At 38.4% G+C, this 16,711-nt stretch carries 14 protein-coding genes and 1 tRNA gene; 1 reads left to right on the top strand and 14 read right to left on the bottom strand.

Features of this window, described 5'->3' with window-relative positions; all coding sequences use genetic code 11:
• Positions 1-54 precede the first annotated feature (54 nt).
• From N473_RS23955 to N473_RS23890, 14 genes are all read right to left on the bottom strand, one after another.
• Complete coding sequence (locus N473_RS23955; RefSeq protein ID WP_063370136.1) at positions 55-1,470, bottom strand: phosphomannomutase; 1,416 nt, start codon at positions 1,468-1,470, stop codon at positions 55-57.
• A complete protein-coding gene (locus N473_RS23950) occupies positions 1,470-2,882 on the bottom strand; it encodes a mannose-1-phosphate guanylyltransferase/mannose-6-phosphate isomerase (RefSeq protein WP_063370135.1) in 1,413 nt (470 codons plus the stop codon). Before N473_RS23950 ends, N473_RS23955 begins: the two co-directional genes overlap by 1 nt.
• Positions 2,883-2,885: 3 nt before the next feature.
• Complete coding sequence (locus N473_RS23945; RefSeq protein WP_063370134.1) at positions 2,886-3,359, bottom strand: GDP-mannose mannosyl hydrolase; 474 nt, start codon at positions 3,357-3,359, stop codon at positions 2,886-2,888.
• An 11-nt stretch (positions 3,360-3,370) separates the two neighbouring features.
• Positions 3,371-4,336, bottom strand: a complete 966-nt coding sequence (gene fcl, locus N473_RS23940) for a GDP-L-fucose synthase (protein ID WP_063370133.1) — start codon at positions 4,334-4,336, stop codon at positions 3,371-3,373.
• 62 nt (positions 4,337-4,398) lie between these two features.
• Positions 4,399-5,520 carry a GDP-mannose 4,6-dehydratase gene (gmd, locus tag N473_RS23935; RefSeq protein ID WP_063370132.1) on the bottom strand — a complete coding sequence of 374 codons (1,122 nt, stop codon included), beginning with the start codon at positions 5,518-5,520 and terminating at the stop codon, positions 4,399-4,401.
• 259 nt (positions 5,521-5,779) lie between these two features.
• Positions 5,780-6,526: a glycosyltransferase family 2 protein gene (locus tag N473_RS23930; protein WP_063370131.1), complete on the bottom strand. Its 747-nt coding sequence runs from the start codon at positions 6,524-6,526 to the stop codon at positions 5,780-5,782.
• A gap of 140 nt (positions 6,527-6,666) precedes the next feature.
• Positions 6,667-7,749 (bottom strand): glycosyltransferase family 4 protein, encoded by a 1,083-nt coding sequence (locus N473_RS23925; protein ID WP_063370130.1) that lies wholly within the window; start codon positions 7,747-7,749, stop codon positions 6,667-6,669.
• Positions 7,740-8,888, bottom strand: coding sequence for a PEP-CTERM sorting domain-containing protein (locus tag N473_RS23920; protein ID WP_063370129.1), 1,149 nt, complete (start codon positions 8,886-8,888; stop codon positions 7,740-7,742). Before N473_RS23920 ends, N473_RS23925 begins: the two co-directional genes overlap by 10 nt.
• A 1-nt stretch (position 8,889) precedes the next feature.
• Positions 8,890-9,786, bottom strand: coding sequence for a glycosyltransferase family 2 protein (locus N473_RS23915; protein WP_081221412.1), 897 nt, complete (start codon positions 9,784-9,786; stop codon positions 8,890-8,892).
• Between the two features lie 142 nt (positions 9,787-9,928).
• Positions 9,929-10,996, bottom strand: coding sequence for a UDP-N-acetylglucosamine--undecaprenyl-phosphate N-acetylglucosaminephosphotransferase (gene wecA / locus N473_RS23910; protein WP_063370127.1), 1,068 nt, complete (start codon positions 10,994-10,996; stop codon positions 9,929-9,931).
• Positions 10,997-11,025: 29 nt separating this feature from the next.
• The gene (locus N473_RS23905) at positions 11,026-11,970 is read right to left on the bottom strand and encodes a Wzz/FepE/Etk N-terminal domain-containing protein (protein ID WP_063370126.1); all 945 of its coding nucleotides are present in this window, start codon (positions 11,968-11,970) and stop codon (positions 11,026-11,028) included.
• 59 nt (positions 11,971-12,029) lie between these two features.
• Complete coding sequence (locus N473_RS23900; protein ID WP_063370125.1) at positions 12,030-14,645, bottom strand: SLBB domain-containing protein; 2,616 nt, start codon at positions 14,643-14,645, stop codon at positions 12,030-12,032.
• 126 nt (positions 14,646-14,771) lie between these two features.
• Complete coding sequence (locus N473_RS23895) at positions 14,772-15,572, bottom strand: DUF481 domain-containing protein (RefSeq protein WP_063370124.1); 801 nt, start codon at positions 15,570-15,572, stop codon at positions 14,772-14,774.
• Between the two features lie 13 nt (positions 15,573-15,585).
• On the bottom strand, positions 15,586-16,407 hold the full coding sequence (locus tag N473_RS23890; protein ID WP_063370123.1) for a mechanosensitive ion channel family protein: 822 nt from the start codon (positions 16,405-16,407) through the stop codon (positions 15,586-15,588).
• 184 nt (positions 16,408-16,591) lie between these two features.
• Here N473_RS23890 and N473_RS23885 point away from each other — a divergent pair.
• A tRNA-His gene (locus tag N473_RS23885) sits at positions 16,592-16,667 on the top strand.
• The last annotated feature ends 44 nt before the right edge of the window (positions 16,668-16,711 follow it).

The following is a 16,711-nucleotide window of genomic DNA, read 5'->3' as shown; positions in this document are numbered from 1 at the left end:
CAATGTAAACACTAAAGGCTAATTACATTGAAAGCTGACAAAATATTTATAAGGTTAATTAGAATTTTCGATATATCTAAAGAATGATTTTAAGTAAGTATCATTTAGCTCAGCGCTATTAGACTCGACATAACACCTAAGTTCAGGCGCGTTTCCTGAAGGTCTTAGATGAATGATATCTCCGTTGTCCAAATAGATACGTAAACCATCAATTTGACAGGTTTTCTCAACAGTTACACCATGTAAGCATAATTTTTCCAATAACTTATTTGGTTCTTCACTGAACTCGTCTATCAATGCCTTACTATTTTCTGTTGAAAAGTTTTTCACTCTGTCACTTTCAGTTAATCGTTTTGGCAATGATGCTTGTAAAGATGCAATCGTTTGGCTCTGTGCTATCAAGACTAAAGCTGGTAATACGGCATCTCTTGTCGGCAGTGCCGCCAAGGTTTTACCATTTAACTCGATGCTGCTAGCCAATAAATAGCCACCATTTGCTTCAAAGCCAGCGATGCGCCCATACGAGTTTTCAAGCGAAGAGAATGCTTCAATAACGTAAGGAGAACCAATTTTTGTTCTTGATACTTCTTTAAAGCTGGCTGATTGTTCAATGGCTGTATTGCAACTTACAGGGACAGCCAAAGCTTCAATATTCAAAGCTTGACTACACAGTAAGCCCAAAATATCCCCTCGAAGCCATACACCATTCTCCCCCGCAACCAAGGGTCTGTCACCATCCCCATCAGTTGAAAACAGCATATCTAACTGGTGCTCATTAACCCAAGTTTTTGCTCTCTCTTTGTCTTCATCAGAAACAGCTTCAGTATCTATAGGAATAAACTGGTCACTGCGGCCTAAACCAATCACTTCAGCACCAAGCTGCTCAAACAGAGAAGTATAAATATCTCTACCGGCGCTAGAATGTTCGTAAATACCGATTCTTTTACCTGCCAAAACGTTTGACTCAAACAACGATGTATAACGTGATAAATATAAGTCCTTGGCACGTGAATTACACTCTAAGCTCGTACTTTCGATATTTACTTCACAAAATTCAACACTGGAGTCAATAATAGCCACTTCATCTTGCTTAGTAATCTCACCGTCAGGACGATAAAACTTCAACCCATTGCGGTCAAACGGAATATGGCTACCAGTAACCATAATACATGGCATATTGTCTTTCATCGCCGTGTAAGCAAGTGCTGGCGTAGGAAGCACACCGTAAAAAATGACTTTTAGATTTAACTGCTTTAAACCAGCAGCACAGGCATTGGCAATCTCAAGACTACTTGGGCGATTATCTATCGCAATAGCAACTGTATCAAAATCAAACTGCTCATTGATACTATGAATAAAAGCGATTGAAAATGCAGCGCAAACTTCAGGAGTAAAATCTGTAACTAAGCCTCTCGCACCGCTTGTACCAAAAGCGATACCGCTATTTTTTATAATTGACTGTGTTTTCATCAGCTACCTGCTATTCTTCCATATCGATCTTCAAAACGAACGATATCATCTTCCCCCAGATACGAGCCTGATTGCACTTCTATCAGCTCCAAATCAACTTTTCCTGGATTCTCTAGCGCATGAACAGCTGTAATTGGAATATACACTGACTCATTTTCGGTAACAAACTGCTCGGTGTCATCGATTTGCACTTTCGCAGTTCCAGAAACAACAATCCAGTGCTCAGCGCGGTGGTGGTGCATTTGCACCGATAGTTTTGCACCCGGTTTTACTGTGATGCGTTTAACTTGAAAGCGCTCACCACTGTCAACCGAGTCATACTTACCCCATGGTCTATAGACCTCACGGTGAAAGGTCACTTCAGAGCGTTTATCAGCCTTTAATTGTTGCACTATCTGTTTTACTTTTTGGCACTCATCTTTGTGTGCTACTAAAACGGCATCTTTAGTATCAATCACGACTAAGTCTTCTACACCTACGGTTGTAACTAGCTTATCGCCACCAAATACCAAGGTATTTTTAGTATCAACAGACTTCACATCACCAACAAATGCATTACCTTGGTTATCCTGCTCTGACACTTCCCAGAGCGCAGCAAACCCACCGACGTCGTTCCAACCAGCATCCATAGGTACCACTACAGCATCTTGAGTATGCTCCATAACCGCATAATCGACAGATTCATCAGGACAAGCTTCAAATGCTGCTCTGTCTATTCTCACAAAGTCCATATCATTGTTCTGAACCTGTACGGCATTTTGGCAAGCGTCGTAAATATCTGGTCTGAATAACTTTAGCTCTTCTAAATAGCGACTCGCCTTAAATAAAAACATACCGCTATTCCAGTAGTAATCTCCACTTGTTATGTAGCTTTGTGCAGTCTTTAAATCTGGCTTCTCAACAAACCTGTCCACGATGTAACCACTATCGACGGCTTGTCCGCGTTTGATGTAACCGTACCCAGTTTCTGGTGTATGACCAACAATACCAAAAGTTACCAATTTTCCTTGCTGTGCAAGTGCTTCAGCACTTTTTATACTGGACTGAAATGCTTCTTTATCCGAAATAACATGATCTGCCGCTAAAACTAATAGCGTAGCATCATCATTCTCTTCTAGAGCTTTGAAAGCCGCTAGTGCGATTGCAGGAGCCGTATTTCGACCAACAGGCTCTAAAAAAATACCATTATGAGCCGTATTTAGTTGTCGCATTTGCTCAGCGGCAATGAATCTATGCTCTTCATTACAAATCAGCATAACTGGTGCTGCATCGAGCCCGTCTAAACGAGTAATTGTTTCTTGCAGCATAGTCTTTTCACCATGCAACTTTAAAAATTGTTTTGGATAGTTACCTCGTGATAAAGGCCACAAACGAGTACCAGAACCGCCTGCCATAATAATTGGAAGTATCATTTTTTATACCTGAGAATTTTTTAATTTTTCAAAATACCATTTGGTATGTAGATGAACATTAGAGTCTGATAATAGTTCACTTATTTCAAACCATTTATATTTACCATGTTGCACATTAAGAGGTAAATTATGAAGCTCTGTCGGAAGTTTAAGCACATATGCTATCGCGACATAATGCGTGTTAAGTTCATCCCCATAAACACTATCGCCATAAAAATGGTCATAAGGGCCTAATAAGGTTGCATCCATAAAAGAGAATGGTTGTCCCAACTCTTCTTTAGTTAGCCGTTCAAAAGCTTCTACTATGGATTCTCCCTTAAATATCCTACCTCCTGGTACAAACCAAAAACCTTTTGCTGGTCTGTTTAGTCTCTCGCCAAGCAACGCCTGCCCTTGTCCATTGAGGATAATCAAATCAATAGAAACTAATGGCGTTGCATCAATTACCGTAGAGAATGTTTTTCTATCCAATAACATATTGATATTGCTTATTTTCTAAAATTATCTTGGTTAGCCAAGAACCATTCATACGTGTCCTGTAGTCCTTGCTCCAATGACGTAGACGACTTCCAACCTAATGATGCTAACCTAGAAACATTCATTAACTTTCTCGGCGTACCATCAGGTTTCGTTGTATCAAATTCGATAGAACCTTCAAAACCCACAACTTTAGAGACAGTTTCTACTAACTCACGAATAGTGCAATCAATACCAGTTCCAACGTTAATATGGCTTAGCATCTCTTGAGTATTTGCTGCATATACTTCATTAGATAAATTCATAACATGAATCGACGCTTTAGCCATATCATCCACATGTAAGAACTCGCGCATAGGCTTTCCGGTTCCCCACGCAACTACTTTTTTATCACCCGCTAATTTGGCTTCATGAAAACGACGAATAAGCGCAGGAATAACATGCGAATTATCAGGATGGAAATTATCGTTTTCACCATACAGGTTCGTAGGCATAACAGAACGGTAATTGCGTCCATACTGACGATTATATGACTCGCACATTTTAATACCTGCAATTTTGGCAATTGCATAAGGTTCGTTCGTCTCTTCTAAAGCTCCTGTAAGTAAAGCGCTCTCAGTCATTGGTTGTTCCGCAAACTTTGGATAAATACAGCTTGAACCCAAAAACAATAAATCGTTTACCCCAGCTAAATGTGCAGCATGAATAATATTATTCTGAATTGTTAAATTCTCATAAATAAACTCAGCTGGGTAAGTATTATTTGCAACGATCCCACCCACTTTTGCAGCAGCCAAATATACTTGATCGATTTTATTGTTTGCGAAGAAAGATAAAACAGCTTGCTGATCTAACAAATTTAGTTCAGCACGGCTTCGAGTTATTATATTTACATCTCCAGACTTCTCTAACTGCCTAACGATAGCGCTGCCAACCATGCCATTATGTCCAGCGACAAAAACTGTTTTATTACTCATTTTTTTTCCACAAAAGAACCCAGTGCTAGACTGGGCTATTTAATAATTAAATTAGACTAAATTTACTCAACGGAGACACTGACGTCATAACCATGAGACTTTAAAATCGCATGCTGCTTAGCTTTTGCTAAATCATGTTGAACCATCTCTGCACACATTTCTTCGACTGTAATTTCAGGTACCCAACCCAGTTTTTCTTTCGCTTTAGTTGGGTCACCTAACAATGTTTCTACCTCTGCAGGGCGGAAGTATCTTGGGTCAACGCGTACAATAACATCTCCAATACTAAGCGCACTTGCATTATCACCTTCGATAGCAACCACAGTCGCTATTTCGTCAACACCTTCTCCGCTAAACTCTAACGTAATGCCTAGCTCTTTGGCTGATAGCTCTACAAATTCACGTACTGAGATTTGCTTACCTGTCGCAATTACAAAGTCTTCTGGTTTGTCTTGCTGTAGCATCATCCACTGCATGCGCACATAGTCTTTAGCATGACCCCAATCACGTAAAGCGTCCATATTACCTAAATAAAGGCAATTCTCTAAACCTTGTGAAATATTTGCCAAACCTCTGGTAATTTTACGCGTAACGAACGTCTCTCCACGACGAGGGGACTCGTGATTAAACAAAATACCGTTACAAGCAAACATGCCGTATGATTCACGGTAGTTCACAGCAATCCAATAAGCATACATTTTTGCTACAGCATAAGGTGAGCGTGGGTGGAACGGCGTAGTTTCTTTCTGAGGAATTTCACGTACCTCGCCGTAAAGCTCTGATGTAGAAGCTTGATAAAATTTAGTCTTTTTCTCTAAACCTAAAAAGCGGATAGCTTCTAGCAGTCTCAATGTGCCAATTGCATCCACATCCGCAGTATACTCAGGCGCCTCAAAAGAAACAGCAACATGACTTTGAGCACCTAAATTATAGACCTCATCAGGTTGCACTTCTTTTAGAATACGCGTTAAATTGGAAGTGTCAGTTAAGTCGCCATAATGCAGAAAGAAATTAGGATTTTCTTCGTGTCTATCTTGATAGATATGATCTACACGCTCCGTATTGAAGCTTGAAGCACGGCGCTTGATACCATGTACTTCATAGCCTTTTTCTAATAAGAATTCTGCTAGATATGAACCATCTTGGCCCGTCACGCCTGTGATTAAAGCAACTTTATTTTTCATGCTATATTCTCTTAATAACTGACATTATAAATAAAAACTATATACAAATGATTGAGAGGCCGATGAACATAATTGTGTCTAGTACAGCATCAGCCATTCATTTCAGATACTTTAATTTTAAACACATTAAAGTCGAAAAAACTGACTTTACACCGCCAACTCAGCTAGGCAAATCAACTACTTGCACTTCTACAAAAACAAGAGAGATTTTCATCCCTCGAAAAATATCACACCTTTTTTGACCCTAAAAAGACGAGTATCATTTCTTAATGAACTGGCTAATTTTAGAGAAGTTCTTAATAAAAAGTGCCTTTGGCCACGAAATATTATTTTTCTTCAGAGCGTTAATATCCTCTGAAGTTTTCTTGATAATATTTTTTAAGCTCCTGTTACTGGCGCCACCGACCCGCATTTTTACAATTACTCGTTTTAAATAGGCCAATTTGAAACGTTCTTGATTTAGGTAGCGTAGTAAAGAATCATAATCCGCCGCAATGGAAAATGATAAGTCAAACCCACCTTTTTCTTCATATACTGATCTACGCATATAAAACGTCGGGTGAGCAGGCATCCATCCTACTTTTAATTTATCTCTTGTGTATTCCCCTGATGTCCATAATCTCACCACTTCAGATGTATTGCATTTTTTTACATATTGGAGATCTGCATGGACCGCATCAGAGCCATGCTCGTTCATTGTATTAACAATATCTGAAACGACCGTCGAGTCAGCAAACAAATCATCTGAGTGAAGAAACCCCACAATGTCACCAGTGGCGGCATTAATGCCTTTGTTCAATGCATCATAAATCCCCTTGTCTGGCTCAGAGATTATTTTTGAGACTTTACTGCAATTTTGCTTAATTAAATCAAGAGTATTGTCTGTTGATGCGCCATCCACTATTATATATTCTATGTTTGTGTATTCTTGACTCTCTAATGACCGGACAGTGTCAACGATCGTACTGGAGCTATTATAAGTAGCTGTTATAATTGAAACTTTCACTTTAAGCTCCCAAATTTATCTCACAATTTATTTAATTTAATCTATACAAACTAAGTCGTTCATCATCCGCAGGAACAATGATCAATTAACTTTAAATCTTCAAAGTGTAGCCGCAATATTTGAGGTTTACACACCAACTTTTATTGCCTTTTGAAAACACACTTCAGAACATCACTACGCTTTTTACGAGAGAACTCATGTTCGAATTTGCTTTTTAGTTTCGTGCTCCACTGCTCGATCACATCATCAGGTAATGATTCTATCTCTCTGACTTTATTGATCAAACTGGTAGGAGTACGCTCAGAATAGAAAGGATAATCTTCGCCCAGCATATCTTCGATAAAACCTACTTTCGTAGTTACAACGAGCTTACCAAGCGCCAAGGCTTCTAAAATAACCAAAGGTAAACCTTCATTTTTTGACATCAACACAATGCACTTTGCATTGGATAAAGCTAAGCGCTTGTCTTCACCACTAACTGAATAATTTACAGATATACCGTTTCGAGTCTCTTTTCTCAGACTCTCAATCTGGCCTTCAGAGGTCTCACCACCAAACATTTTCAGTTTCAACGGTGCTAGCTCATTAAACGCAGATATAACGTATTGAAATCCCTTATCCTCTATGTAATTTGACAAAAATAAGTAATAGTCATCAGTTTCAGCCTTAGTTTTGTCAACTTTATTTAAACCAGACTGACTACTTAACTCACTTTCAATACCATTAGGTAGATAAATAAATTTGTTTACATCAAGGGCGAAGCACTCCGCCACAGTTGAGATATAACCCTTTGATAACAAAATTATATGTTCACTACTTTTAAGCAGTTGATTTGTTAGCTTTCGAGCAATCCCACTACTCTCAGAAAATGGTATCAAGTCACCTCGATGTATATGAGAAATAACCCTTCCACTTTTATTGAATGCTAAAAAGATCTTAATTACAGTTAGCACTTTTACCAAACCTAAAATGGAAGTCGGTGCTGACAAATATAAATAGTCAAACTTCCCTTTTTTTGCTTTTTTACTGAAGGCGATAACTGATTTAATAATGGAAAAAACTTTATTCTTGCTATTATTGGCTTTTAGATCAGTTTCTTCTTTTGCAATTTCAACATTACAAAACTCTTCAAGTAACGCAATGTTGAGCTTATTTGAAATACTAACACCATTAACTGCTTCTGGCGGTAGCTCACCAAAGAATAGTACATTACTTACTTGCATTTTGAGTCTCGATAATAAATAGCGGCACACAGTAACCAAGGAAAAATTGGGTTTAAGATCGGGATAGCTTGGAACATAATAAGGAACATAGAAGCACTAATGAAAAGTTTATCTTTTATACATAACCACTTATTAGAAAACACTACCCCAACTGAGGCTACAATAAATAAAACACCGGCCAGCCCCATCTCATATAGCACACTCGAAAATCCAGACATAATAACATTTGAAGGGGCCCCCCACCAGAATAACCCATTAAAAATTTCACTCCTTTGGGCCAAAATACCCATGAAAGAATGGAATCCACCAGGGACACCAAAATTGGTAAAAAGCCCATATATGGGAAGCACAATGTGAGCAACCCTTTCGTTTATACTTGCATCAACCATTAAAATAGCAGACGGATTTTCCGCTAGCTTATTCAACAATCGAAATATTCTTCCTGAACCTTCACTCTCTAGCCCATAGAAAACGATGTAAGCTGTGATTAATGATAAAGCTAATACCAAATATCTAAATCTAAAACACAAAAACCAAGTGCCCATAATCAAAACAAAGACTAAAATAGCGAGGGCAGATTGACTAAACATAAAGAGTTGAATAAATATAAGAAAGAACCAAACTTTGCTGACGACAGCACGTTTCAAGAACAAAATTAATCCGGCTCCAAGTAACATCAAACCGTACACAGCAGGCTCAGGAGTTAAGGCGGTTACACCACGATCGTCCGTCGTTCTAACAGAAATCAAGCTAGAAAGTATCTCAGGGCCTAAAACCATCTGTACTAATCCAGCGAGAAAATATGTAAAAACAAAGACCTTTATAAACAGAATTGGCTTTTCTGGCTCATATTCATAAACATATTTAAATGCAAAGAAGAGCAGTAAGAAACCAATATACTGAACAGGACCACGATAATTAAGACCTAAAGGCGCATAAGCAATAAAAAATAATAACGAATAAACAGCGATAAAAATAAAAATAACGTTAAATTTATTTACTTTTCTTAAACCAATAATCGCAAGTGGTATCGATAGCAATAGGTAAAAAGGCTTAGTGTCCAACCCTTGAAAAATAGGGCTCACATAACAGAAGACAGAAATTAAAAGAAACAGACTAACGTACAAGCTTTGTAGCATGCTAAGCGCCAGATTTTCTCTTTGCCTGCAAAGTCACTACAAATTTCCAAGCTGCTGCTGGAAGCTTTGATAGTAAAAATGCTTTTGAAAGACCTTCTTTGGGTAGACTCAACTCTTGCTTGTAGTAATTTGAGTACTTTGGGTCTGCATTATTGTAGTGCGTTGCATATAACATTTTTAACAAATAGTTACTACGAGTTAGACCTGTGAGATCATCTTTATGTTTTTCATAAAAAACAATACATGATTCAAAATTAACATTTCTCGGTTGATTAATTTCCCATAGCGTTGCAACATCATCTATATCATGATGTTTAAACTCAAACTGATTACTATACCTGATAAAAAAGTCATAATCTTGGTGTCGCCTTAGCTGCTCATCAAACAATACAGCTTTGGCACTGTGAGCGCTCAAAAAAAAGCTAGAGGTTTGGGCAAAACCGGATCCAAGAATAAACTCTGTCGGAGTTTCCCCCTTAGACATATCCCTAGAACTATATTTGGTTTTCTGATTGCCTTCTACATCATGCCAGACATTCAAGTTCGCATATAATCCATCGCACTTCAGTGCCTGAATATTTTCTATACACGTGCCGATATAGTTAGGCATCCAAAAGTCATCACAGTCTAATAACGCGATGTAATCACCACTACTTGCAAGTATGCCTGTATTTCTCGCTGCAGAACCATTGCGATTAACTTCATGCTTTAGTAATTTAATTTTGTCTGTATCAAAACCACCGCATACTTCATCAAGCTTTAATTGATCAAGGGAACAATCATCTACCACTAAAATTTCGGATACTTCAAAACTTTGTTGTAGTACCGACTGTAAAGCTCTTGATAATGCATCATGATTATTATAGTGAGGAATAACTACACTCACGGAATTCTTCAACTTAAATTACCTCTCCGATTGAAATTTTATAGGCTCAAATCAAAATAAAACGTTTACACAACTTAATTCAGGCGCCCATAAACCAAGCGTCAAAGTTTAAACCTAACTCTTTTTATAACTATTGTGTCTCTAAGCTAGGTTTCTAAGCCTTATTAGTACGTTTGTTCTTCCACATTCTAATTTTGCTTATAATTCTCCAAATCCGTGACAAAATAAAATTATAAATTACAAACATAAAAATGAATGTAAAAAACATCACAGCTTCATTAACAAGGTAAACTTCCATCAAGCAGCCTAATAGCGCAATTGCAATAGATATGCATGATATATAAGCTAATGCTTGTTTACGATTGTAGCCAGCTCTCTCAAATATATGATGTAGATGGTCACGATCTGGTTTAAATGGAGAAGTACCTTTACGGATTCGTCGATACATAATGGCTGCCATATCCATTAAAGGAACAGCAATAATATAAAGGGCAGCGACAGGCCTAAATGCTTCACTTTCTGGCTGCGTTCCAATTACTAACAGCCAGATAATAGTTAAGCCGATAAACATGCTACCAGCATCACCCATAAAAACTTTATTAAGCCCTTTATTTGGCCAGCGAAGGTTAAACATCAAAAACGCACAAATCGCTGCCACAAACAACGCAGGCAATAAATACCAGCTGCTACCAGTTCTCGCTAACATGAACGCAAGTACAGCAAATGAAATAGCGCTCAATGCACCAGCAAGCCCGTCTATACCGTCTACCATATTAAAAGCGTTTATTGCTCCTATAACAGCAAAGATTGTGACGACTACACCGAAAACACCCAACTTTAATTCAAAAAAACCAAGAATATAGCCAAAACTATCAATATATATACCGGCGCCAAAAATCATCAATGACGCAACCGACATTTGCACAATGACGCGGACCCTAACAGACAAATCAAACTTGTCATCTAGCACGCCTAGAAAAAGGATCACAGATGCAGATAGTACATATACATGAAACATCTCTGTATCACTGAAGAAAAACAAGCTCGACATAATCACCCCAATATAGATAGCTACGCCACCTATAAGCGGAATAGAACCCGAGTGGTGCTTTCTTGAGTTTGGTACATCAACAAGCCCTGCTTTTACAGCCACAGGCTGCACGAGCCTGATTGCCAAAAAGCAACAAACAAATGCAGTAATTAACGGTAAAACGTAGTACATCAATTCCACCAAAATTTCAATTTATGGAGTTAACTAGAGGTGTGAACTTTAATTACACCAAAAAACCTAATAATAACGATCAATAGACCAAGCATTGAGCCTAACAAAGCACCTACGATACAGATAACAGCTCGTGATGGCTTATACTTAAGTTCCGACACTAAAGCAGGGTCAATTGTTTTGAATGCGTATTCATCTCTCACTTCGGCAAACATTATCACCTTAGTTTGCTTCTCAACTAAGTTATACAGTACTGCTCTAGAGTCAGAAACGAGTGTCTTTGAGATTTGTTTTTGCAAAAAGTCTAAACTTTTTTGTGCTTCATAGACATCTCTAGACTTCATCTCTTGGTTAATTTCTTCTACTAATAAATCAACCCATAACTTTGCAATGTAAGGTGAAGGGTGTTCGATAGATATTGAGACTAAACCTGTATCTTTGTCATGCAATACATTAAACACTTCCATAAACTCTATATAAGCTTCTTGCAAAGTGGGTATTTGATGTCCATGAGGCATTGATTCCCTAACCCACTTTTTACTGTCTTTTTGATAAATCTCTGAGTTATAAATTACCTGACGGTTAGCTTTATCCCAACTCTCAACAGCAAACAAATCAGGCAAGATCTCGTACTTTGAAACAAAATCACCAATAAATTTTCGTGATTTCAATATCTGAATCGCCATCTGAGTTTTATTAGCACCGTCACTTGAACCTAGATTAACTCCAGCGATTGCTGCTAGCCCGCCTAACTGGCCACCTAGTCGACCTGCGTCACCCATGGCATCGGAGTTAGACGGAGACAAAAGCACTTCTGACTTATAGATATCAGGTTGATTTAACGCAAAAAATACAGCGCCAACAGAAAAAATAGCTGTAAAAAATATTACGACCCATTTTCCTGCCCAAATAGCGGATATCAGATCCGTTAAATCAACATCTTTTGACTTTTCTGTATCATTCATTACTTGCATTGACTAAAGGTACCTTTTTCTTTAGCTGAACTTCTCATATTCCAACTTCTCACCTCTCACTAGATTGAGGTAATAGCTGCAACAGCAACACCAAGTTGATATGTAATTTGTGTGACTGTGTTCCAAAGGGTCAAATTGTCCATATGAGATGCATCCATTGGTACAACGATAGTATCCCCAGCTTCAAGTATTACCTTGTTATTGACGGCAAACCAACTAGTGCGATTCGGTAACATAACTGCACCATTCGCCTTAATTACATATATCTTATCTTCGTCGGCTCTATCTCTTAGACCACCACTGAGGTTGATATAATCTTCTACAGAAACCTCAGGCTTGAATAAATGAGACGAACTATAATTAACTTCACCAATGATTGAGATTGAGTCTTGGCGACCTGGAACATATAAAGTATCTCCATCTTGTAAACTCAATATAGTTTGGTCCGCTAGAATACTCGGTAAGTCAATGACTAGTCGACCTAAAGCCTCTACACTGGCCAAGTCTTTCAGTAACTTGTTAGTCTCTTCATAAGTTAATGATGTATTTGAGCCAATTGACTTTTGAAAACTCTTTGACGCAATGTCTTTTCTTAAGTCCTCAGATAACCTTTCAAGCTGTTTCTTTTCTTGCTCTTTAATCGCCTCACGAGTGAAAATTGCAGCCTTAGGTTCAGCAAACCCTGTTATACCGCCAGCTCTCGCAAGGACCTCTTGTAGAGTGTCACCACGTTTAATCGTGTAAGTACCAGGAAAAACAACTTCCCCTTTCAAATGAACTTTGTAACTTTCTTGCCAATTTGGTTGCATTAAAATATTTAATGTATCTCGGCCTTGCAGTAAAAGGCCATCTTGATACTGCTTATTATCAAGACCTTTCACTTTAATATAACTCACATCTCCAGATGCAGACACTCTGGTAATTTCTGCAGCATCCACATAAGCAGACTCAAGTAATCCGCCTGCCGCAGTAATAGCAGCGTTCACATCAAGGCCTTTTGCTAAAGGAAATACCCCAGGGAAACGAACTTGTCCGTCTATTTCAAACGTCGCTTTAGAGTTACCAACAGTCGCTTGATATTCTAATTGTTCAAGAATCGGAGCGAGTAAGCTCTCTCTACCAAAAGCAGTCGGTGTAATTTCCTCTTCGACTTTAATTTCAGCGTCATCTTCGATTTCATTGCGTAAAGCATCGTCTAAAGCCATGTCAAATAGCACTTTTTGATCAAACAGTCTGCGTTCATATAAGTGCCACAGCTTAACTTTCTCTTGCAACTCTTGCTCTGTTTCTGTGAGTGCCAAATTTTTAAGTGCTGCTTCTTCTTTTTCTAAATCATTGAAGCGACTAAATACAAAAACTTCATCATTTTTATTCAGAAATACGTCTTTAGTTTTCAATGCATCAACAATCGAAAACTGTAAAACTTCGATTTCATTCGTCGTTGAGATTTCTCTAACAATTAGCGCGTAATCCAAATCTGCTTGAGGAAGCAAATCTGTTTTTGTATTTCTCACCAATTGATCAAATGTAAGACCACTTTTCCATTCATAATAACCAGGCCGAGAAACTGCACCAATCAGTGTTACAGAATCAAGCACTTCACTGCTTACACTTTTGACCTTTAAATAGTCTCCACCCTGAGGGGTGTAAGCAGCATTCTTTTGAGTAAAGTCGACCGATATAACTGACTTTTTGCTATGGTCAATGACACGCCTCACTTCTACTTTTTCAAGAAAAGCGTTTTCTTTAAATCCACCAAACATATTAACTAGTGACTTAGCAGTTTCACCATCTTTTAACTCAAAGATTGCAGGACGTTTAACAAACCCTTCCACGGTTACCTGTGGACCCACTGAGGGGATAAATACAACATCTCCAGACTGCAGTGTCACATCTCCAGAGCTGTCCCCTTTCAGCAGCAAATCATATAGGTCAAGCTGAGAAATGACCTTCCCTCGCCTTTTCACTTGAATGTTTCTTAAAGACGCGATCTCTGATAAACCGCCACTTGCAAATAAGGCATGAGTAACTGTGGATAGGGGAGAAAGTGAATAACTACCTGGTTTATGAGCTTCACCAACGACTAGAACTCGTAAGCTTCTTAATTCAGATATTGATACAAAAACCTTAAGGCCTATCGCCTCAGTTGAAATCTTTTTATCAATTAGTTCTTTCAGTTCGCCATACGTCAAGCCTGCGACATAGACAGGCGAAAAATTAGGAATATTTAACCGCCCTTCTCTATCAACAGTGGTGAGGTGTGTAGCAGTTTCTTTACCATAAAGGCTAACTGATAAACTGTCGCCATTTGAGATAATATAGTTATTAGGCACTGACAGCTGCTCTGTAGGCGCAAAGCTGGTTGGTTCTCCAGCAAACAATTCATAGCCGTATGGCTTTAATTCTATTTCTTCTGGCTTTAAAGGATCTGGGGTATTTTCAGTTAAGTTATCTTCTCGTGGCAATAAACTCTGTTCATTGGTTGGGCCTTGAGTTTCATTTTTGCTCTGCAATCCGATAGTCGATAAATCAATACCATACTGTTTGGCTAACGTTTCTTGTTGAGATTTTGGCAGTTTTTTAAACTGTTCTATTTGCTGCGCAGTTGGTGTAAAAGCGCTAACTAAAGCACTAAAGCCCAATAAAACTATCGCTAAAACATGTTTAAAATACATCAGTGTCAGTATCCCGTTAGTCAATAACCAAAAAAAGATTGCGTATTCTACACGATAACGATGAAAGAGAAAAAGGGCCTAAGCCCTTTTTTTTGTCATAACTTTGTGAAGATATAATTCAATTCGTTAAAAACTGTAAACGAGTGTCAGTGATGTTTCCGTATCCGTTTTTTCCTTACCTGCGTCTACTTCTGAGTTATGGGTAATTTTGTAGGCCACCTTCATCTGTAATGACCCATTCACTTTAGCCATTAAGGCAGTTTCTGATTCTGATTTAGTGTTGGTATCACCATACTCTATCGCGATGACCTGCGTAAATTTAGCGTTGTCAGAGATAGTCCACTCATAGTCAAGCTTAGCAACGCCAATCGCTTCACTTTCCGTTTCACCTGCTAAAGATTGGCCATCCTTCGTTTCAGTGCTATTTTCCTGGTATTCAAAACGCTTGATACCTGGACCAACTTCAAAGTCTAAATACATATTAGGGCGGCTAAGTACTCTTAAACCATAACCAATAGAGAATACAGATTCGCTTCTATATGCGCCGAAATAATCAGAGTCATAAGAACCTAAAATAAATAAATGGCTGTGATCGTCTACTAACTTGTAATTACCTTGCACCGATAAAGAGTACTTTTCATTAGTACGCTCTTTAACTTTTACACCATCATCATTTTCAATTTCATCTTCTTTGAAAATGCCGTCGATTTTGTATTCATTTCGCCAATTATCAAGATGGTGCTTTGCTTTGATCTCCCCTTTTAACGTCGTCGTCTCCGTATTACCGCTTGTGATAATGGCACCGACTTCGCTGGTAATATCCCACTCTTTTTCTTCTGGGAGTTTCTTGCCACTATTATTTTCTTCTGCTGCAAGCTGAGACGATACTGTCATCAATGCACACAAAGAGAGCAGTTTAAATTTCATTCTAACATCAACCTTATTTTTCAGTTTTTTGTAAGTGCACATCCATTTGCGGATACGGAATATTAATGTTTGCATCATCCAATGCAATTTTAATGTTTTCTAGCAAATCAAAGTAAGTTGGCCAATAGTCGCCAGTATTAACCCAGGGCCTGACTGCAAAGTTAATACTAGAGTCTCCAAGTTCCAAAACAGCAACAGTATACGCTGGATCTTTCAAGATACGAGCCTCATTATTCAGTACAGTCTCCAGTACTGTCTTAGTGTGTTTCAAATCTGACTCATAACCTACGCCAATGACTAAATCTATTCGTCTCGTCTTTTCTCTTGAATAGTTTACTATCGCACCAGACATAATGGAGGAATTAGGTATTATAACCACTTTATTATCTGGCGTAATTAGTTCTGTTGAAAATATCTCTATCTTACGAACACTGCCAGATTTTCCTCCTGCGTCTATATAATCACCTGACTTGAATGGGCGCAGTATGATAATTAACACGCCTGAAGCGAAGTTAGAAAGTGACCCTTGCAATGCCAACCCAACAGCCAGGCCTGCAGCACCTAAAATGGCTATGAATGACGTTGTCTCTACACCAACCTGTGATAAAGCCATAAGTAGTGTCGCAACAAAGCCCAAGGCATAAACTATGTTTGCTAAGAAAACACCTACGGCCTTATCCACTTTGCGGTTACAAATTGCCTTTTCTGTTAAGTTAGATAAAAAGCGCGTTACTTTAAGACCAATTAAGAAAATAACTAAAGCGAGTAAAGCTTGAAGCGCATAGTGCACAATTAAATCTGAATTGTTATTGAACCAATCGAGTATGATGTCCATAAAGCGTCCTATTTCAGAGAGTTATCAATATAATTATTTACAACAGGTATAAATATTAGACACTTTGTGGAGATTTTCCCCAAACAAACTAAAATAGACAAAAAAATAAAAAAAGTCTTTGCATTGTCAGCAAAACGCTGTAATATGCGCGCCACACCCAAGAGGTGTTACACGAAATATTGTGGCGGCTGTAGCTCAGTTGGTAGAGCCCTGGATTGTGATTCCGGTTGTCGTGGGTTCGAGCCCCATCAGTCGCCCCATCTCCCTCTCATTTCGTATCTTTATCTAAGTTAGTTCCCTATTT

Source organism: Pseudoalteromonas luteoviolacea CPMOR-1, assembly GCF_001625685.1.
GTDB lineage: Bacteria > Pseudomonadota > Gammaproteobacteria > Enterobacterales > Alteromonadaceae > Pseudoalteromonas > Pseudoalteromonas luteoviolacea_K.
The sequence above is the reverse complement of the archived record's forward strand: the minus strand, read 5'-3'. Positions and strand labels throughout refer to the sequence as shown.